General features: G+C 58.5%; 15 protein-coding genes. 8 read left to right on the plus strand and 7 right to left on the minus strand.

Annotated elements, in window-relative coordinates:
- Nucleotides 1-16 precede the first annotated feature (16 nt).
- On the minus strand, nucleotides 17-3,229 hold the full coding sequence (locus ACT2B1_RS16500; protein ID WP_481668199.1) for a reductive dehalogenase: 3,213 nt from the start codon (nucleotides 3,227-3,229) through the stop codon (nucleotides 17-19).
- Nucleotides 3,230-3,305: 76 nt separating this feature from the next.
- On the opposite strand from ACT2B1_RS16500, the gene ACT2B1_RS16505 reads away from it, so the two are divergent.
- Complete coding sequence (locus tag ACT2B1_RS16505; RefSeq protein WP_481668200.1) at nucleotides 3,306-4,208, plus strand: LysR family transcriptional regulator; 903 nt, start codon at nucleotides 3,306-3,308, stop codon at nucleotides 4,206-4,208.
- Here ACT2B1_RS16505 and ACT2B1_RS16510 read toward each other — a convergent pair.
- Complete coding sequence (locus tag ACT2B1_RS16510; RefSeq protein ID WP_171240939.1) at nucleotides 4,199-5,050, minus strand: LysR substrate-binding domain-containing protein; 852 nt, start codon at nucleotides 5,048-5,050, stop codon at nucleotides 4,199-4,201. The two genes, ACT2B1_RS16505 and ACT2B1_RS16510, sit on opposite strands and share 10 nt — an antisense overlap.
- A gap of 103 nt (nucleotides 5,051-5,153) precedes the next feature.
- On the opposite strand from ACT2B1_RS16510, the gene ACT2B1_RS16515 reads away from it, so the two are divergent.
- The gene (locus ACT2B1_RS16515) at nucleotides 5,154-5,855 is read left to right on the plus strand and encodes an SDR family oxidoreductase (RefSeq protein ID WP_171126242.1); all 702 of its coding nucleotides are present in this window, start codon (nucleotides 5,154-5,156) and stop codon (nucleotides 5,853-5,855) included.
- Between the two features lie 2 nt (nucleotides 5,856-5,857).
- Here ACT2B1_RS16515 and ACT2B1_RS16520 read toward each other — a convergent pair whose 3' ends face one another.
- From ACT2B1_RS16520 to ACT2B1_RS16530, 3 genes are read right to left on the minus strand one after another with little or no spacing between them, the layout of a single operon-like run.
- Complete coding sequence (locus ACT2B1_RS16520; RefSeq protein ID WP_371808165.1) at nucleotides 5,858-7,129, minus strand: NAD(P)/FAD-dependent oxidoreductase; 1,272 nt, start codon at nucleotides 7,127-7,129, stop codon at nucleotides 5,858-5,860.
- Between the two features lie 40 nt (nucleotides 7,130-7,169).
- The gene (locus ACT2B1_RS16525) at nucleotides 7,170-8,204 is read right to left on the minus strand and encodes an ACP S-malonyltransferase (protein WP_481668201.1); all 1,035 of its coding nucleotides are present in this window, start codon (nucleotides 8,202-8,204) and stop codon (nucleotides 7,170-7,172) included.
- Nucleotides 8,201-10,393, minus strand: coding sequence for a dehydrogenase E1 component subunit alpha/beta (locus ACT2B1_RS16530; RefSeq protein WP_481668202.1), 2,193 nt, complete (start codon nucleotides 10,391-10,393; stop codon nucleotides 8,201-8,203). The genes ACT2B1_RS16525 and ACT2B1_RS16530 overlap by 4 nt, the downstream gene beginning before the upstream one ends.
- Nucleotides 10,394-10,630: 237 nt before the next feature.
- On the opposite strand from ACT2B1_RS16530, the gene ACT2B1_RS16535 reads away from it, so the two are divergent.
- Nucleotides 10,631-11,545: a LysR substrate-binding domain-containing protein gene (locus tag ACT2B1_RS16535; protein ID WP_171126245.1), complete on the plus strand. Its 915-nt coding sequence runs from the start codon at nucleotides 10,631-10,633 to the stop codon at nucleotides 11,543-11,545.
- Nucleotides 11,546-11,681: 136 nt separating this feature from the next.
- On the opposite strand, the gene ACT2B1_RS16540 is transcribed toward ACT2B1_RS16535, so the two are convergent.
- Nucleotides 11,682-12,839, minus strand: a complete 1,158-nt coding sequence (locus ACT2B1_RS16540; protein ID WP_171240943.1) for an acyl-CoA dehydrogenase family protein — start codon at nucleotides 12,837-12,839, stop codon at nucleotides 11,682-11,684.
- Between the two features lie 113 nt (nucleotides 12,840-12,952).
- The gene (locus ACT2B1_RS16545; protein WP_171123732.1) at nucleotides 12,953-13,519 is read right to left on the minus strand and encodes a TetR/AcrR family transcriptional regulator; all 567 of its coding nucleotides are present in this window, start codon (nucleotides 13,517-13,519) and stop codon (nucleotides 12,953-12,955) included.
- Nucleotides 13,520-13,824: 305 nt separating this feature from the next.
- Between ACT2B1_RS16545 and ACT2B1_RS16550 the strand changes: the two genes are divergently transcribed.
- The 5 genes from ACT2B1_RS16550 to ACT2B1_RS16570 all read left to right on the plus strand — a co-directional run bounded on the left by ACT2B1_RS16550 (nucleotide 13,825) and on the right by ACT2B1_RS16570 (nucleotide 19,060).
- Nucleotides 13,825-14,289: a nuclear transport factor 2 family protein gene (locus tag ACT2B1_RS16550; RefSeq protein ID WP_171211267.1), complete on the plus strand. Its 465-nt coding sequence runs from the start codon at nucleotides 13,825-13,827 to the stop codon at nucleotides 14,287-14,289.
- Between the two features lie 12 nt (nucleotides 14,290-14,301).
- The gene (locus ACT2B1_RS16555; RefSeq protein ID WP_171240946.1) at nucleotides 14,302-14,922 is read left to right on the plus strand and encodes a pyridoxamine 5'-phosphate oxidase family protein; all 621 of its coding nucleotides are present in this window, start codon (nucleotides 14,302-14,304) and stop codon (nucleotides 14,920-14,922) included.
- 327 nt (nucleotides 14,923-15,249) lie between these two features.
- Entirely contained in the window at nucleotides 15,250-17,724 is a 2,475-nt protein-coding gene (locus ACT2B1_RS16560) for a heavy metal translocating P-type ATPase (RefSeq protein WP_481668203.1), read from the plus strand.
- Nucleotides 17,721-18,110, plus strand: a complete 390-nt coding sequence (gene cueR, locus ACT2B1_RS16565; RefSeq protein ID WP_171123737.1) for a Cu(I)-responsive transcriptional regulator — start codon at nucleotides 17,721-17,723, stop codon at nucleotides 18,108-18,110. Before ACT2B1_RS16560 ends, cueR begins: the two co-directional genes overlap by 4 nt.
- Before the next feature lie 77 nt (nucleotides 18,111-18,187).
- Nucleotides 18,188-19,060, plus strand: a complete 873-nt coding sequence (locus ACT2B1_RS16570; RefSeq protein ID WP_171123739.1) for an NAD(P)-dependent oxidoreductase — start codon at nucleotides 18,188-18,190, stop codon at nucleotides 19,058-19,060.
- Nucleotides 19,061-19,080 lie beyond the last annotated feature (20 nt).

A 19,080-nucleotide genomic window follows, 5' to 3' on the forward strand; every position in this document is an offset into this window, starting at 1 on the left:
ATTTCTGAACTTCCGATCAGAGGTCGATCTCGATCACACCATCTTTTTGCGCAGCTCGGCTTTGGCAAAGGATGATCGCCCCCTCGCGCTGCTTGTTGGACAAAACGAAATCACGGTGTTCGACCTCACCCGAGACCACGCCGCATTTACAGACCCCGCAGATGCCGTCAGCGCATTTCACATCCACGTGTATACCCGCCTCATTCAACACCTGCGCGGCGTCCTTGTTTGCGGGCACAGTCAGATCGCGGCCCGACTTGGCCAGCCGCAAGGTGAATTCGTGATTCTCGTATTCGGGTTGTTCGGGGACCGAGAAATACTCCAGATGCCGCGCCTCATCGGGAAAGTCCTGACGCTCAGCCGCCTGCATCACCCCGTCCATGAACCGATCCGGTCCGCAGGTATAGACATGCCAACCGTCCTGATAGCCTTTCAAGATCACATCCAGGTCGGCGCGCGTGCCTTCGTCCGAGAAATGATAATGCACATGATCCGCCCAAGGCATCCCCGCCAAGTCTTCCAGATACCCGGCCCCGGCGCGGGTGCTGGCGGAATAATGCAGTTCGAACGGTTTGCCCAAGGCGTGCAACCGATGGGCGAAGGCTATCATCGGCGTTATTCCGATTCCGCCGCCCATCAGAAAACTCTTGGTCGCGCCTTCGTCCAGTTCAAAATGGTTGATGGGTTTCGAGATGAAGACCTTGCGCCCCTCGTTGAAAATCCGGTGCAGCAGGGCCGAGCCGCCGCGCCCGTCATCCTCGCGCAGCACACCGATCTGATAGGTCATGCGGTCGGACGGGTCGCCGGACATGGAATACTGCCGCAGGAATTCCGGCGCGACCAGAACGTCCAGATGCGCGCCAGCAGTCCATTCCGGCAAAGGCGAGCCGTCCAGAGTAGAGAATTCGTACTTGGTCACATCTGCCGTCATCTTACCGACCTTCGTTAGTTCAACCCGCATCACCGGAGCATCGCCCGCGATCGCGTAGCGGTGAATCACCGACATATCACCCGCAGCTTTGCGGGCCTTGTATTCATCTGCGGTCACCATTGCCTGATACGCGGCGATCCCGGCCTCACGGTCCATGGCAAAGGGATAGGGCCAGGGATGCGGCGCAAGGTAGGCGGGGTAGACCGCAAGCGTCTGGTCTTCGTATTTCAGATCAAGATCGGTTTGCAGGTCTCGTCGGTTCAACGGATGCTCGGTCGGGCGGTAAGCGCCGTCCGATTGCACTTCGATGTCCCACCACCATTTCTTGATGTCGTTCAGGCCGCCATTGCCGACAGTGTCATCCAGTTTCGCCAACGCGGGCGCGGCCTGAGGGATGTTCATCGCGGCCCATCGGAACGGACGCTCTTTGAAGATTCCCTCTAGGTTCCACGGGCAGGTCTTCATGCACCGCCCGCACATTGCACCGCCCGGCGTGGTCACGCGGTAGGTGGCGCATTTCTGGCTGTCGGATTTCCAGATTTCATAGCCGTTGAACATCAGCTTTGGCCCGGCGGTGATCGCGCCCGAGGGACATTCGCGGGCGCATTTGTTGCAAGACTCGCAAAAGGTTTGCAGGCCGAAATCAATCGGCTTGTCATGGGCCATCGGCATATCCGTTGTCACCGCACCGGACTTCAGGCGCGGCCCAAGGTAGGGATTCAGGATCACCTCTCCGATCCGGCTGACCTCACCCAACCCGGACAACAACAGGAGGGGCGGTTGCAGCACCTCACCATCCATTACCGTATGCGCGCGGGCCTTGTACCCGAGGTTACGGATCTGCTGCGCGATCACTCCACCCAGAAGCGAGAACCGCAGATAGGCGCGCATCGACTGCGCGACGCTGATCCAGTCATCGCCGCTGGCGCCCTCCATCGTTTCATAGCCTTGGTCGATGATCATGCTGATGGCTTGGTCGTGGGGCGGATTGATCTCCTCGCCCGTCGCATCATGGGAGTACCACGCCCACTCGGGGCAGCGGCTAAGGCCCACCGCATCAACGCCCAGAAAATACGTGGCCGCCTTGATATTCGCGGCATTGCGTGCGGTATCGGTTGGTGGCGAAGTGTCCGCGCTTTCCCCATCCTGCAACAACACAAACGCGCCCAGCGCGCGGCGTTGCGCGAAACTGGGGGCCGCTTTGCGAACGTAATAACCGCCTTTCGCCGCGTCCTGCAGGTTTTTCCCCATGTCGCCGAATTGTGCCCGTGCGAACATGTCAGCGCGTTTGGGGACGCGGGCGACGTTTTCTTCGTCAATATACGTGGTGGGCGCGTCGACCCGCTTGAGTTTTTCAAACGGATGCGCCCCATCCACATAGCGCCGTTTGGCATAAGCGTCGCGATTCAGCGCGTTCTTGGCAAACCCCGTACCCAGCCACCAAGCGGGGCCTTGGGTGTGAAACCACGGCTGCCGGGCCATCGGCGCCAATGGCAGATCATGCGCGATCTCCATCTCGGTCGTCACGGCAGCCAGCCCGAACCGTTTGCCCAGCCATGGGGCAACGACCTCTCCGTCCTCGACCGAACACAGGCCCGCCGCGACGGCGAGCTTTCCCAGATCAACCTCGGACGACATGACCGTGTGCGCCCGCGCGTCAAACCCCAGAATGCGGATGTAATTGGCGATGACCACCGCGTTCTCGGTGGCCAGCAGACATGCGCGGTGGTCCTGCGCGTTCATGATCCAGTCGGACCCGGGTTCTTCCGGATTTGGGTCGCGGTTGTATTCGTACAGAAAGACAATCGCATGACGATGACGGTCCATGGGGCGCGGCTCGGCCTCCATGCTTTCCTTCAAATCGGCCATGATCAGGTCGATGCCGGACGCCAGCGTCTTGGTCTGGCGCGTCTTCAACGCATGGGCCAGACGGTCAATATCGGGGTTGCGGCGGGGTTCGGACAGCAATGCCTCGGCGGGAAGCGGACCGCAGCCCATCATGGATGCATCGTTGAAATATCCAAACGCCTTCAGGTGGTTGGCACGCTCTGTCGGATCTGTGGGTATCTCGGACGGCACCGGGTTCACGAACCCGTCGCGGGTCGCATCCATCATCGCCTGAAACTCACCCATCGCATTCACGATGCTTTCGGGCTGATTAGGGCGCTGGAAACTGAGAACCGGCATTTGACGGGCCCCAGACATATCTGGCATCGCGGTCTGCCGGGCCAGCCGTTCCAAAGGGTACGACCCCATATGTACCGACCTGTTCCTGTCCGAGAAAAAGCGGATCCCCATCGCGTGCCTCCTGTTTGCTCAACGTCATCTAAATCGTCATGGACCACCAATCCATTCATGAATTATCATAGACGGCATGAGCAAAATTGATTTCACTGACCTTGATGGCAAAGTTCTGCGCGTCTTTTTGACGATACTCGAGGAGAACTCGGTCTCAAAGGCTGCGGACCGAATGGGCGTTACGCAATCGGCGATCAGCCATACGCTGGCCAAGCTGAGGCAGGTTCTGGGAGACCCTTTGTTTGTTCGTTCAGGTCAAGGCCTGATACCGACCGAACGCGCCCTGTCCCTGAAAGAACCGGTGCAAGGCGTGCTTGATGGATTGCGGGCGCTGACCGACGATCGCCCGTTCGATCCGCTATCCGAGGAATTGCACGTTCAAATCGCCACAAACGACATGCCGCGAGAGTTGATCTTCCCCAAACTGCTCCGCTTGGTCCGTTCCGAAGGTATCAGACTGCGGCTTGGCTTTATTCCCTCGGGCGTACCGGATCCGGACCTGCTGCGCAGCGACCGGTGTCAGTTGATGCTGTCCCCATTGCCACCGGATGGGCCAGACATCTTTCAAAAGCGTGTCCTCAGCAGCCCGCTGATGATCTACTACGACGGAACCCGCCGCCAGCCGCCAAACGATTGGAAAACATATTGCGAAACCGAACATGTCGAGGTGCGGTTCACGGACGGGCGCAGTTCGCGCGCGGTCATGCGGGGTGTGGACCAAAACCAGATCAGGCCCGCCACGGTCACCTTACCCCATTTCAACGCCATCCCATCCTTTGTGAAAGGAAGCGACCTGATTTCAACCGACACGGCCTTGATGAGGCACGGTCCCCTCGCCGCGTTGGATTGCGCACCGTTACCGTTTCACTGTGAACCGGTCTCGATCTACATGGTCTGGCATCAGAGGTTTGCCAATGACCCCGCGCATCGCTGGTTGCGGGGACGAATAGAAAACATAGCGGCCACGCTTCACGATTGAGACAGCAGCCAGTTCTTCATCAACGCAACCAATTCGGGCTGCCGCGGTTTTGCCGGGCTGACAACATGGAACCCGAGGTCTTCGATCAGAACATCCGACAAGGGCCGTTCAAGCCGTCCCGATGCAAGTTCCGTCGCGACCAGAGGTTCATGTGCCAGTGCAATCCCCTGCCCCGAGGCAGCGGCGTCAATGGTCAGACTCGTCTGGCTGAAACTCATAACTCGAGGCTTGCCAACCAGCCCAAGGCGTTCAAGGAACAGCGGCCACAACCCATGCGTATCGTTCAGAAGAACGTGGTCCAAAAGGTCCGCTGGTCGCGTGATCTCCCCTGCCAATTCGGGGCTGCAGACCGGAACGAACGCATTTGAAAACAAAGGGGTTGATGTCAGGCCCGCCCCAAACGGCGCTCGTCCCTGCCGCACGGCGATGTCCACGCCGTCACCCTTGAAATCCGCCAGCCGTTCCCGCGCATCAATTTTCACCGAGATGTCGGGGTGCTTGTCTGTCAGATCTGGCAAACGCGGCACCAGCCATTTTGAAGCGAAGCTTGGTGTCACTGAAACAACAACTTGCTGATCGCTGGACAATTCATCCACGGCCTCTTCAATCAACCTGAACGCCCGGCGCAGTGGCGCATGAAAACGGCGACCCGCCTCGGTCAGCGCCAAACCGCGCGGCAGACGTTCAAACAGCTTTTCGGCCAATCGCGCCTCAAGCCCACGGACCTGTTGCGCCACGGCACCCTGAGTGACGCCAAGCTCCTCTGCTGCAAGCCGGAAATTCAAATGCCGGGCCGCAACTTCAAAGGCGTGGAGCGCGTTCAATGGGGGCAGGGCTGCCATTTGCTTATCCTGTAGTTTTTCTACAGCATAAAGACAGAAGAACTGATTGGTCAAACCACCAGTCAGAGCGCATCTTTAGAGCACTAGACATCGGAGGCTTGAGATGACGAAAGTAGCGCTAATTACAGCAGGCGGCAGCGGCATGGGGGCAGATTCTGCCCGCCGCTTGGCCGCCGACGGGTTCAAGGTGGGCATCCTGTCCTCGTCGGGCAAAGGCGAGGCATTGGCGCATGAACTGGGCGGGGTCGGCGTGACCGGGTCGAACCAGTCGACAGACGACCTGCAAAAACTGGTCGATGCAGCGATGGCCCATTGGGGACGCATAGATGTGCTTGTGAATTCCGCGGGGCACGGGCCGCGCGCGCCCATTCTGGATCTGACCGATGAAGACTGGCACACGGGAATGGATGTGTATTTCATGAACGCCGTCCGGCCAACGCGGCTGGTGACGCCGATCATGCAGGCGCAAGGCGGTGGCTCGATCATCAACATATCGACTTTTGCTGCGTTCGAGCCTGACCCCGTGTTTCCAACCTCGGGCGTGTTCCGCGCTGGCCTTGCCGCCTTCACCAAGCTGTATTCAGACAAATACGCCGCTGACAATATCCGCATGAACAACGTCCTGCCCGGCTTTATCGACAGCCTGCCCGAGAACGAGGATTTCCGCGCCCGCATTCCTATGGGCCGATATGGGCGCAGCTATGATGAGATCGCCTCGGTCGTTGCATTGCTTGCGTCAGAAGGCGGGGGTTACATCACGGGCCAAAACATACGCGTTGACGGCGGCATTACCCGGTCGGTCTGAATTCAGAACCGCGCTTTGACAAAATGAGTCAACGCCGCGCCGGTTTCAAAATAGGCGCGGCGCAGGCCGGTCCAGCTTTCGCAGTATTCCGACACCATCGGGACGGGCAAGAGATCGGGATCTTCGCGCAACAGGCTTTCGGCCACCAACCGGCCAAACACGGTTCCCGGCCCGATGCCTCGCCCGGAATACCCATGGACAGAAAGCGCGTTTGGGCCAATCTCGGTGATCTTCGGGATATGATCCGAGGTCATCGCGATCCGCCCATGCCAGCCCTCAGTCAACGGCAGGTCGGACAGTTGCGGGAACAGTTCGGACAATTTGCGCCGAATCCAGCGCCTGTGCGCTCCACTCCCCGCGTGTGAAAGATCACCCATCGCACCGATAATGAACCGATCATCCTGATCGACGCGGAATGAGGTCATGATCAACCCAGTATCCCAACACCCTTCTCCGCCCGGCAAAATGCTGGCCCGCAGGTTGTCCGACAAGGGGGCGGTGGAAAACTGGAAATAGTAGACGGGGACATAAGCCGGTGCCGACGCCGCAAGGCTTTGATGATAGGCGTTTGTGGCCTGAATCACGGCTTTGGCTCGCACTGAGCCTCGTTCCGTTTCAAGCACCCAGATATCCCCGCTACGGGTCAACGATTGAACCGGGCTGCGCGTGAAAACCTGCGCCCCGGCCTCGGACGCAGCCCGTGCAAGCCCGCGCACATAGCCCAGCGGCTGAATGGTTCCGGCCCGCGGGTCAAACAGTGATCCGTGGAAAGCCGCGCTGCCTGTGCGTTGGCGCGTCTGATCGGTGGATAACAACTCAACCGGCGCACCCACTGCGCGTTGCTGCGCGTAGCGGTTTTGCAGATCTTTCAAACCCGCACCGGAATGGGCGCAATGCACGGTTCCGTTGCGCACAGGTTCGCAATCAATCGCGTGCCGCTCGATCAGTTCAAAGACGTCGGCAGGTGCGACAGCAAGCAGGTTGATCAGGCGATCCCCTGACGCTGCCCCCAGATGTGCCCGGATATCCTCGGGTGGCAGCCACAATCCGGCATTTGCAAGACCCACATTGCGGCCTGACCCGCCATGCCCGATCTCTTGCGCCTCAAGCAAACAAACCGACGCCCCGGCACGCGCAGCGGTCAACGCCGCCGCGCAGCCGGTATACCCCCCGCCGATCACCGCAAGATCGACGGTCAGGGTATTTGTCAGCACAGTGCTTTCGACCCGTTCGCGGCAGGTCTGTTGCCAAAGGGACTGGTCATGGTCGCGCACGGGCTGCTCCTTGAAAATTGGTCGGATCATCCAGCTTGCATCAGCCGGTTGCAAGGGCCCTTTGGTCCTCGCGCCCCATGGCAAGAAGGACCGGTTGCGTGTCCTGCCGTTCCTGAAACGCGGCCTTGTCCTTCATCCCACGCCAATTCGCCTGCACCAGTGATTGCGCAACAGCACCGCTCAGCGTTGCGCCGGGACCGGTGACTATGAAAAGGTCAGGTGCGAATTCGCGGGCCGCCGTCTGTACGGAACGGGTGAAGTCGTAGGCCTCCGTCACCTGATGCCCCAACGTATAATCCCAAAGTTCCTGCGTATCCGTAGCGCCCGGCCACCAAACCTTGCCCCGCCCGTCGATAAGGGGCCGGGTCGGTTGGCTGAAAAGTTCAACCCCTAGGCGCGACCGCCCCTCAGCGGCGACTGGCGCTTGCAGAGGTGTATGGAATGCGGCGTGGTTCGCCAGTCGCATTGGGAACTGATTTTGGACAACAGGCTGAGAGGTTTCAAAGGCCTTCAGCCCCACCTCATTGCCCGCCAGCACAAGCATACCCCCCAAGTCGATCGACAATGCCAGATCATGACCGTCGATCGCATTGATCCGCGCGACATCGGCCAGCAACTCCGCCTTGCGGACCGGATCGTTTTTCCATGTCTCATCCGTAAAGGGATAGACAAGCTGCCCGCCAATCAGGTGATCCTGCATCAACGTCCCCATGGTGTTCACGACGCGGAACCCGTTCTCGGGCGACAACGCACCCGCCACGGCCAGGGCGATATACCACCCCATCGAGTTCCCGGTGACAGCGACCACCTCGATATCGTCAGCCAGATCCAAGGCATCCGATAAGGATGCCGCATAGATCAAAGGCGAGGCGACATCCCCCCGCGAGTATTTGCTGACCGAAAAGCGCCCCGCGCCGTCCAGATCAGTTACCCGCTCTTGTCCGGCCTCAGCACGAAGATCGTCAAACCGGTGGAGCATGTCCATGCGGTCTGCGTAGTGGCGATGCAAATATCCCAACTCAGGCTTATTATAAGTGCCCCGCCCGGGGCAGATGACAACTGCGGTGCGGGTCATGATCGGCCTCCGGTCAGCTTGAGCGCAGCGTCAACGATGCTTTCTTCTGACGGTAAAGGCGCGGCATAGGCGGGGCCGGTCGCGATAAAGCAGTCCTCAGCCACGACCCGTGCGACAGGGGTATCGGCGCTGTTTTCGGCAAAAAAGGCCATCAACGCCTCGGACTGGCTTCCGGTCCGGCGGCATTCATCCATGATCAGGATATGTTTGCATCCCTTGGTCGCCGCGCGCAGCGCTTCTGCCGGTAGTGGCGCAAGCCAGCGCATATCAATGACACGAGGCTTTAGCCCAGCCGCCCGCAAAGCAGGCAGCGCCTTTTGCGACAGGTAGTGCCCGTTGCCATAGGTGACGATCGCCAGATCGGTCCCGTCACCGTGCACCCCGACCTCTCCAATCGCGATGCGTTGATCCGGCGAGGGATAGGTCGTCATCCACCCGGCATCCTGAGCTTCGTGCAGATCGCGCATGGGATACAGCGCGATAGGTTCCAGAAACACCACAACACGTTGTTCTTCCCGCGCCAGCCGCACGCATTCACGCAGCATCTGCGCAGCGTCCGATCCTGTCGAAGGGCAGGCGATAATCACCCCGGGAATATCGCGCAATACGGCCAGAGAGTTGTCGTTGTGGAAATGCCCCCCGAACCCTTTCTGATACCCCAGACCCGCAATCCGCAGAACCATCGGGTTCGAGAACTGGCCGTTCGAGAAAAACGGTAGGGTTGCCGCCTCGCCCCTGATCTGGTCTTCGGCATTGTGAAGATAGGCGAGGAACTGGATTTCGGGGATCGGGATGAACCCGTTATGCCCCATGCCGATTGCCAGCCCCAGAATTGATTGCTCGTCCAACAGCGTATCAATAACCCGATCCGGCCCGAACCGTTGTTGCAGCTTTTGCGTCACGCCATAGACGCCGCCCTTGCGACCGACATCTTCGCCCATACAGACAATCTCGCCATGCTCCAGCATCAAATCGGTCAGTGCCCAGTTAATCAGTCGGCTCATGGGTTGGGGATCGTCCATCGCGCGTAGATCGCTTCCAAACGCGCGCGTGCGTGCCTCGGCGCTTGGGCCATTGGTGGGCTTGCAGGCACGTGTTGGGGGAATCAGGCTTGCCATGACCTCAGCCGCGTCGGCCAGGTGCGGGCGCGAAGCGGCCTCGGCTGCGATACGCTCAGTTCGGGCGCAGGTGTCATTGTAAATCTTCAGCGCCTGATCGGGCGTCAGCGCGCCTGCCTGACCCAACAGTCGCACCGAATGCAGTAGAGGATCATTCGCTTCATCCGCTTCAACTTCGGACTTTGTCAAATAGGTCGTGGGCACGTCCGCCCCGGCATGACCATAAAGGCGCACAGTGCGCAGATGCAGAAACGCTGGCTTGCGCCGGGTTCGGACGTAGTCAGCAGCTTCTTTAGCCACGGCAAAAGTTTCAAAAATGTCCAAACCGTTGGCTTGGAAGTACTTTATCCCCGGTCGGTGCTGCATGGACGCCTGAATCCAACCGGTGGGCGTCTTCACCGAAATGCCGATCCCGTTATCCTCGCACACAAACAAAAGAGGCAACGGCGTTGACTGAACACTGGTCCAACCCGCCGTGTTGATCGCGCCCTGAGCTGTCGAATGGTTGGCCGACGCATCACCAAAGGAACACATCGCTATTCCATCTTCAGGCAGTTCCCGGTGTTCGGGATCGTGACGCCGTGCCGCGCCCAATGAATAGGCCGCGCCAACCGCCTTGGGCAGGTGGCTGGCAATCGTAGACGTCTGCGGCGGGATCATCAGCGCCTTGGACCCCAAGACCTTATGCCGCCCTCCCGATGTCGGCTCTTCTTTCGAGCAGGCAAAGCTTAGCAACATGTCCCACGCTATCTGCTGACCCGGCACTTGCTCGGACCGCGCAATTTGAAACGCCGCATCGCGGTAATGCAGGAACGCGATATCGGTCGGGCGCAATGCATGAGCCACCGCAGCCATCCCTTCGTGCCCCGAGGAGCCGATGGTATAGAACCCCTGCCCCGCCTTCTGCATCGCACGGCTGGTCCGGTCCAACGCCCGACTAAGCACCTGCGACCGAAACAGGGAAACCGCGTCTGTCTTGTTCAACCCCGGGCAAGGCAATGGGCCGTCTGGCAGATCCCCCTGTGCGACCCGGTTCAGAAAATTGTCGTGAACGATCTGAGCGCGATCCATCAGCGGCCTCATTCAAAAACTGTTTCGCAGCAGCATCCACGATGGGATACTCTCTTTGTCACAGGCTTCACACGGTTTTGGCAACGGAAAGTCGCCGTTGCACCTTGCACCGCCAACACATCCCATCCGGCCCGGCCCCAAGGCACCTTCGCCACAAGTGAACCCAGATCTCTGTATCGGACTGGCGCACACGAAAGGCCAGTGATATTCCATTCAAAAGGTATGAGGAAATATCATATGATTGCGCCTCGTCGGTTTCTGCCCTCGATCCCCTCGCTGCTGGCGCTTGAGGCCGTGGATCGTTTGGGAAGCGCCTCGGCCGCTGCCGAAGAACTGTCCCTGACCCAAAGCGCAATCAGTCGGCAGCTCAAGACTTTGGAAGAACAGTTGGGCGTCGACCTCATCCAACGCAGTCATATGCGGCTTCACTTGACGCCTGCGGCACAGGAATATGTTCAGGTGGCCCGCGCGACCTTGCATCAGTTGGCGCAGGCTTCGTTGAAACTAAAGGCCAACCCGACCGGCGGATCCCTGAACCTTTCGATACTGCCCGCGTTCGGAATGCACTGGTTGGCGCCACGCCTTCAGGACTTTGCCCGCAAGCACCCCGAGGTCACGGTGAACCTGAATACACGCCTGCGCCCCTTTGATTTTGACAGGGAACGCTTTGACGCCGCAATCCATTTCGGCCGCAAAGACTGGACCGGCGTCAACTACCTTCCCATCATGCGAGAAGACGTCCTGCCGGTCTGCGCGCCCGCGCTGCTACCCGACCAGAACGGCAACATCGAGTGGTTGCTGAAAGCGCCCCTTCTGCAATTGGAAACGCGCCCCGACGCGTGGGAGAAATGGTTCGCCGTTCAAGGGCACGAGGTTTCGGGCATTCAGGGAATGCTGTTTGACCAGTTCTCGACAATGTGCCAGGCAACCATTCATGGGCTGGGCGTTGCATTGCTGCCCAGCTATTTGGTTGATGATGACCTAAAGTCTGGACGACTGGCCCTTGCCTGGGACGGTCCGGGTTTCAGTCTGGGCGATTTCTACCTTGTTTGGCCGCAATCCAGAGCAGAGCCTGAGCCGCTCAAGTCATTCCGGCTCTGGCTGCAAGATCAGGTTGCGGCTTCAGATACCGACAGCTCTGACGCGGACTAAGCCAGCGCCGCCTTCAACTTAACTGCCAGTTGGCAACGCGCGCGGCAGGTGCGGGCAAGGCCCGCACCTGCCATGCCCAACGGGAGGAGGTGTTTCGACAGAAACATCGACGACGGGCGGGAAAGCCTCTTTCGATCTAGGTATCCAGCGAACGGGCGATCAATTCCTTCATAATCTCGTTGGTGCCACCGTAAATCATCTGAACCCGCGCGTCCGTGTAAAGGCGGGCAATGGGATACTCCATCATGAACCCGTAACCACCGAAAAGCTGAAGGCATTCATGCATGACTTCGTTTTGCGCCTCGGACCCCCAATATTTGGCCATGGACGCCGTCGCAGCGTCCAAAGTTCCTGCCTCCAACTTGGCAATACAATCGCTCACAAAGCTGCGCAGAATTTCGGCCTTGGTCTTGCACTCGGCTAGCTTGAAGCGGGTGTTCTGGAAATCCATGACACGCTGCCCAAAGGCTTTGCGTTCCTGCGTGTATTTCACCGTTTCGGCGATTGCGTAATCAATAGACCCCAGCGCGATGATAGCGATCGTCAGACGTTCCCACGGCAGTTGTTTCATCATCTGGTAGAAACCCTGCCCTTCTTCGGGCCCGATCAGGTTCGTCATCGGAACCTTCACGTCTTCAAAGAACAGCTCGGCCGTATCGTTGCCTTTCATACCCAGTTTTTTCAGGTTGCGCCCTTTGCGAAACCCTTCGGCGCCATCTGTTTCGACGGCGACCAGTGAAACTCCCTTGGAGCCCTCGGACTTGTCGGTTTTCGCCGCAACCAGAATAAGGTCGGCAGATTGCCCATTGGTGATGAAAATCTTAGAGCCATTCAGGCGATAGCAGTTCCCGTCCTTTTCTGCGGTTGTACGGATGGACTGAACGTCAGATCCCGCCCCAGGTTCGGTCATCGCCAATGCGCCAACCATTTCGCCAGAGGCCAGCTTGGGCAGCCACTTTTGTTTCTGCTCATCGCTTCCGTAGGCAGTAATATAGTGGGTCACGATGGACTGAATTCCATACCCCCAACCTGCGTCCCCATGTGAGGTTTGCGCATACATCGTGATCGCGTCAAACCCAATGTCGCCGCCAACGCCGCCGTATTCCTCGGGGATGGCACCCGCCATCAGCCCCATATCCCCGGCCTTGCGCCAGAATTCCCGGTTAACAACACCGTTGTCGTTCCACCGTTCGATATTCGGCACCAGTTCATCTGCCATAAATCGGCTCGCCATTTCAGCGAACATCTTGTGTTCTTCTGTCGCCCAAGCGGATGTAGCAGAAAACAGAGACATAGAGCGTCCTCCCAAAAACAAATTTTGCGCACCGTAATCTGCACCGACAAACGATCCAATGCGTGCAGAGACACACAACGCAACGTCATTTCAGGAATTCGAACAGGCCGAAACTAATTCAGCAACGCCGCTTCCAGAAGAACCTTTGCGGCGGCCTTGGCTTCGCGGGCCGGGTCGCAGGATTTGAGCAGAACCGCCGTTACGATGGCCCCTTCTTTCAGCAATAGAATCTGACAGGCAAGTGCCTCAGGGGCAGACGCGCCTGCCCTGCGTGCAAGATCGGTGAAATACTCCAACAGCAGGCGTTTATGTTCGGCCGCCTGAACATGGATCGGATGCGTCTTGTCCTGAAACTCTGCACCGGCCTTGATGAACATGCAGCCGCGAAATCCATCCTCTTCGAACCATTCGCCCAAGGCGTCGAAACTGGCGATCAACTGATCAGCCGGCGTGTCGGCAAGTTCTTCTATGCGACGCAGAAACCAGTTTCTAAAGTTCTCGTCCCGCAAACGCAGCGCAGCAAGGATCAATTCCTCTTTGGTTCGGAAATGCTTGTACATCGAGGTCTTGGACACGCCAGTTTCCACCACCAGTTTATCCATACCCGTGGCGTGGAATCCGTCTTGGTAAAAGACCTGCAGGGCCTTGCGGACCAGTTCATCTCGTTTGTTTGGGCGCATTTATTAGCTCAATCCTTGACTGATCTGTACATATTATTTTGATCTGAAAACTACAACCTCTTTCCAAATCTGCGGGGAATATCTCAAATAACACAAGAACCTTACAATACAGCCCCGAGAAAAATATCGACGTGACACTTGACAAACATTACCGATCTGTACACCTTCAATTACAACATGTACCGATCAGTAAACCTTTGGAGCTTCCAGATGAGACGCCGTGCCAGCCCCTTCTCACCTCAGTATGTCCCCATTCTTCTGACCATCGCATTGCTTGCGGCCTCATTGACCTGAAAGGAACCAGAATGACACGCCCCCCTCTTCCCCCGTTCACGCAGGAAACCGCCATTCAAAAGATTCGGATGGCTGAAAACGGCTGGAACAGCCGCGATCCGGATGTCGTCACGCCCGCCTACACCGAAGACAGTCAATGGCGTAATCGCGCCGAGTTCATTACCGGCCATGCAGAAATCCACGCCTTTCTGACGCGAAAGTGGCGGAAGGAACTGGATTACCGATTGATCAAAGAACTTTGGGCACATTCAGACAACCGGATTGCCGTGCGCTATGCGTATGAATGGCACGATGACAGCGGTCAGTGGTTCCGCTCATACGGGAACGAGAACTGGGAATTTGCTACTGATGGCCGGATGGCTAAACGTCATGCGTCATTGAATGATGTGCCGATTTCGGAAGAAGACCGGCTGTTTCACTGGCCCAGCGGCCCCCGGCCTGATGATCACCCCGGCCTGTCAGATCTCGGCCTGTAGAAAGGACAGCCCATGCCCCGTGCATTTTCCGAACTGATGTTCACGCCTGCCGTTCGCGCCCATCAGGAACGTATGGGTTCTGCCAAGACCTATGCCAAGTTCCTTGAGGGCGGCCCCCAGCAAGGTCATGAGATTGGCCCCGCAGAAAAAGCGTTTATCGAAGCCCGGGATGGGTTCTATCAATCCACGGTGTCCGAGACCGGCTGGCCTTATGTTCAGTATCGCGGTGGGCCTGCCGGATTTCTGAAAGTGTTTGGCCCGACAACGATTGGATACGCCGACTTTTCCGGCAACAAGCAGTATATTTCTCGTGGGAATCTGGACGGCAACGACCGGGTGGCCATGATCCTGATGGATTATGCAAACCAGCGCCGATTGAAGATTCTGGGGCGGGTCGCGTTCACCGAAGGCGAAGCCGCCGCAGCCAGCCTGTTTCCCGATGAAGCCGATGCTGTGGCAGAACGCGCCGTCATTATTCGGGTCGAGGGGCTGGATTGGAATTGCCCGCGCCACATCACACCACGTTTTACCGAGGCGGAACTGCGCCCCCACCTGAACACGCTTGGTCAACAACTGGCGCAGCTTCAGGCCAAAAACGAGAAACTGAAACAGCAACTGGCAAGCCGATCCTGAAACGGCTTGCCGGAAGTCCTGATTATGTTCTGTAAGCAAGGAAGCAGTTCATGCCGCGTTCCACGTTGAATTTCGCTTTTATTTGCCTGATTGGCTGTACCCTGTCGACCGGAGTTCTGATGCTAGGCTTTTTTGCATCTCCCGAAGCGGTGCGTTCTCCTCCTCCGGCTACCTACAACTCTTTGTTGCTGGAGCATCTCGCGAAGCGATAAGGCAGATGGGGCTTAATTCTTCTTCAAAATACACATATATCCACTCGCACCCCCTTGACCTTCCCGTGACTGGAACCCTCATTTAGAGGGTGAAAAGCACTTCGGGATGAGTCGGATGACTACACCGCAGAAAATTCAATTGAAAATCACCGGAATGGGGTGTGCGTCCTGCGTTGGTCGCGTTGAGGCTGCTCTGGATGACGTTCCGGGCGTCACATCGGCCGCGGTCAATTTTGCTACCGAAACCGCACAGGTCTCATTTTCCGGGCCAGTTGAGTCGCTGACACACGCGCTGGATCAGGCGGGCTATCCCACTGCTATTGCTCATACGACGCTGAATGTTTCCGGCATGAGCTGCGCCTCATGCGTGCGCAAGATCGAAGGGCTTTTGTCAGGTGATCCAGCCGTCGTTGAAGCGCAGGTCAATCTTGCGACTGAAACTGCGACGGTGACGTATGTGGACGGGGCAACCACCGCACAGGCGCTGGCGGACCTCTGTACCAAAGCGGGTTATCCAGCCCGTGTCGCGCAAGAGGACGGTGAAGCAGACCACAGCAAGGCGCAGGAAGCCAATTCGCTGACTCGCGCCACACTGTTTGCCGCAATGCTGGCGCTGCCCGTTTTTGTGCTGGAAATGGGCGGGCACATGATCCCAGCCTTTCATCATTGGGTTCACGCCACGATTGGAACTCAGACAAGCCACCTTATTCAGTTTGGCCTGACCACTCTTCTTCTGCTTGGACCGGGTCGGGTCTTTTACGCGAAAGGCATCCCTTCTTTGCTGCGCAGGTCCCCGGACATGAACGCGCTGGTCGCCATGGGAACCGGGGCGGCCTATTTGTATTCGGTTGTCGCGACTTTTGCGCCGGGCGCCTTGCCGGAAGGCAGCGCCAATGTCTATTTCGAAGCGGCATCCGTCATCGTCGTCCTGATCCTTCTGGGTCGCGCGATGGAGGCACGCGCAAAGGGGCGCACTGGTGCTGCGATCCAGAAGCTGATCGGCCTGCAACCCAAATCGGCCAGGGTGGAACGGGACGGCACAATGATCGACCGCCCGATCTCGGAGATTGTGGTGGGCGATATCCTTCAGATCAGACCAGGTGAGCGTGTTCCGGTGGACGCCGAAGTTCTGGAAGGCACGTCCTTCGTGGATGAAAGCATGATTACGGGTGAGCCGATCCCTGTTGGAAAATCCAAGGCGGATCAGGTCGTGGCTGGCACCATCAACGGCACTGGGGCGCTGCGGGTAAGGGCAGCGCGCGTTGGTGCCGATACTGTTCTAGCACAAGTCATTCGGATGGTTGAACAGGCGCAAGGTGCAAAATTACCTATACAGGGGCTGGTCGACCGTATCACCGCGTGGTTCGTGCCAGCGGTTATCGGTGTTGCAGCACTAACGATTGCGGCTTGGTTGCTGTTTGGGCCTGCGCCCGCCTTGCCGATGGCCTTGGTCGCAGGTGTTTCGGTTCTGATCATTGCGTGCCCCTGCGCCATGGGGCTGGCAACACCGACGTCGATCATGGTGGGCACGGGCCGCGCAGCCGAATTGGGTGTTCTGTTTCGCAAGGGCGATGCTCTGCAACAGCTTCAGCAAGCCAAGGTCGTTGCGTTGGACAAGACCGGGACACTGACACAGGGACGCCCTGAACTTGAAACTATCGTGACGGCCAACGGGTTCGACAACGATCAAGCCCTACGGCTTGCGGCATCGGTTGAATCCCGATCCGAACACCCGATTGCAACTGCGATCACGCGCGCAGGGCCTGCGGTGCCGCCCGATGCGTCGGACTTCCAGTCACTGACAGGCTTGGGAGCTCGGGCCTTGGTTGACGGGCAAGAGATTATCATCGGGTCGCTCAGGCTAATGCGGCAGTACAACGTGGATGTGTCAGAGTTGAAACAGGACGCCGACCAGCGCGCGGCCGAGGGCGCAACCCCCTTGTTCCTGGCTGTCGACAGCAAGGCCGCCGCAATGATTGCAGTTTCAGACCCGCTCAAACCCGGCACTGCTGAGGCCCTTGGCAGGCTACATGCGATGGGGCTGACTCTGGCGATGGTCACCGGGGACAATAGCGGCACGGCGCAGTCGCTTGCCCGGAAACTTGGTATTGATCACGTGACGTCCGAGGTATTGCCGGACGGCAAACTGGCCGCGATCAATGACCTGCGCGACCAGTTTGGATCGCTGGCTTTTGTCGGGGATGGCATCAATGACGCCCCGGCGCTTGCAGCAGCGGATATTGGTATTGCGATTGGTACTGGAACCGACGTGGCCATTGAAACGGCGGATGTGGTGCTCATGTCAGGTGATCTGCGCGGTGTGGCGAACGCGATGGATATCAGCCGCCGCACCATGCGGAACATCCGGCAGAACCTGGGCTGGGCGTTTGGATATAACGTCTTGCTGATACCGGTTGCGGCAGGCGTGCTTTTTCCCTTTGGCGGGCCATTGCTGTCCCCAGCCTTGGCCGCCGGAGCAATGGCGCTTTCCAGTGTTTTCGTAGTCACAAATGCGCTGCGCCTGCGCCGGGTCCGGGCCACTTTGCCTGAAAGAGAGCACACAGAAACTCAGCAAACGGTGGCACCATGAATATCGGTGATGTTTCGACCCAGACCGGGTTACCCGCAAAGACGATCCGCTATTACGAAGACATCGGACTGGTCAAACCCCTGCGCGATGACAACGGGTACCGCCGGTTCCGCAGTCAGGACATACACAAGCTGAATTTTCTGGGCCGCGCCCGTGCATTGGGCTTTACGATCGAAGACTGCCGCACATTGATGGCCCTATACGAAGACGACACCCGCGCCAGTTCCGACGTCAAGAAGGTCGCGCGCGCGCATCTGGCCCAGGTCGAGGCCAAGATCGCTGACCTGAACGCCATGCGCGATACGTTGGGACACCTGATTGACGCATGTGCGGGTGATGATCGGCCCGACTGTCCAATCCTGCAAGATTTGGGAGGCAAAGCATAACACGGGGTTGCCCTTTGCACGCAGCTTTGGTTTGTCTCTGCTGAACGACCCAACCGGGCATGAGAGAGGATCACCAAATGGCAAAAGTCGCATTCCTTGGATTGGGTGTCATGGGCTACCCAATGGCCGGCCATCTGCAGGCCGCAGGTCACGACGTAACCGTCTACAACCGAACGCAAGCCAAGGCCGAAGCATGGGTTGCCCAGCATGGCGGTGCAATGGCCGCGACACCGCATGAGGCAGCCGAAGGTGCTGAGTTCGTCATGTCCTGCGTCGGAAATGACGACGACTTGCGCATGGTGTGCACCGGCGAAGATGGCGCGTTTCACGGGATGTCTGACGGTGCGATTTTTGTCGACCACACAACTGTTTCTGCCAAGGTGACGCGCGAGTTGTACGAGGCGGGCAAAACCCGTGGGATCGCCTTTGTCGATGCCCCGATCTCGGGCGGGCAGGCGGGGGCCGAAAACGGGGTCTTGTCAATCATGTGCGGCGGCGACCAGCTGGCCTATGACACGGCAGAGCCGATCATGCAGGTCTATTCCAAAATCTGCCGCCGGATCGGCGACAGCGGCGCGGGGCAGATGACGAAGATGTGCAACCAAATCGCCATCGCTGGTTTGGTTCAGGGCCTTAGTGAAGCGTTGCATTTTGCCGAAAAAGCCGGGCTGGACGGCCGGTCGGTGGTTGAGGTGATCAGCCAGGGCGCGGCAGGAAGCTGGCAGATGGCGAATAGGTACGAGACCATGCTGGACGACCATTTCGATCACGGCTTCGCTGTTGACTGGATGCGCAAGGATTTGGGCATCTGCCTGAGCACCGCAGATGAAACAGGTGCGTCTCTGCCTGTGACGGCTCTGGTTGATCAGTTCTACAAGGATGTGCAGAAACTGGGCGGCGGGCGCTGGGACACCTCGTCCCTGATCAAGCGTTTGCGCGCGTTGGGATGAAGCAAGGGGGCTGTCTGCCC

It is taken from the genome of Ruegeria sp. S263 (assembly GCF_056780525.1).

Excerpts from the sequence above, each read along its gene's own strand:
- ACT2B1_RS16500 (WP_481668199.1), bottom strand. The coding sequence starts at position 3,229 with ATGGGGATCCGCTTTTTCTCGGACAGGAACAGGTCGGTACATATGGGG.
- ACT2B1_RS16505 (WP_481668200.1), top strand. The coding sequence starts at position 3,306 with ATGAGCAAAATTGATTTCACTGACCTTGATGGCAAAGTTCTGCGCGTC.
- ACT2B1_RS16510 (WP_171240939.1), bottom strand. The coding sequence starts at position 5,050 with ATGGCAGCCCTGCCCCCATTGAACGCGCTCCACGCCTTTGAAGTTGCG.
- ACT2B1_RS16515 (WP_171126242.1), top strand. The coding sequence starts at position 5,154 with ATGACGAAAGTAGCGCTAATTACAGCAGGCGGCAGCGGCATGGGGGCA.
- ACT2B1_RS16525 (WP_481668201.1), bottom strand. The coding sequence starts at position 8,204 with ATGACCCGCACCGCAGTTGTCATCTGCCCCGGGCGGGGCACTTATAAT.
- ACT2B1_RS16530 (WP_481668202.1), bottom strand. The coding sequence starts at position 10,393 with ATGGATCGCGCTCAGATCGTTCACGACAATTTTCTGAACCGGGTCGCA.
- ACT2B1_RS16535 (WP_171126245.1), top strand. The coding sequence starts at position 10,631 with ATGATTGCGCCTCGTCGGTTTCTGCCCTCGATCCCCTCGCTGCTGGCG.
- ACT2B1_RS16540 (WP_171240943.1), bottom strand. The coding sequence starts at position 12,839 with ATGTCTCTGTTTTCTGCTACATCCGCTTGGGCGACAGAAGAACACAAG.
- ACT2B1_RS16545 (WP_171123732.1), bottom strand. The coding sequence starts at position 13,519 with ATGCGCCCAAACAAACGAGATGAACTGGTCCGCAAGGCCCTGCAGGTC.
- ACT2B1_RS16550 (WP_171211267.1), top strand. The coding sequence starts at position 13,825 with ATGACACGCCCCCCTCTTCCCCCGTTCACGCAGGAAACCGCCATTCAA.
- ACT2B1_RS16555 (WP_171240946.1), top strand. The coding sequence starts at position 14,302 with ATGCCCCGTGCATTTTCCGAACTGATGTTCACGCCTGCCGTTCGCGCC.
- ACT2B1_RS16560 (WP_481668203.1), top strand. The coding sequence starts at position 15,250 with ATGACTACACCGCAGAAAATTCAATTGAAAATCACCGGAATGGGGTGT.
- cueR (WP_171123737.1), top strand. The coding sequence starts at position 17,721 with ATGAATATCGGTGATGTTTCGACCCAGACCGGGTTACCCGCAAAGACG.
- ACT2B1_RS16570 (WP_171123739.1), top strand. The coding sequence starts at position 18,188 with ATGGCAAAAGTCGCATTCCTTGGATTGGGTGTCATGGGCTACCCAATG.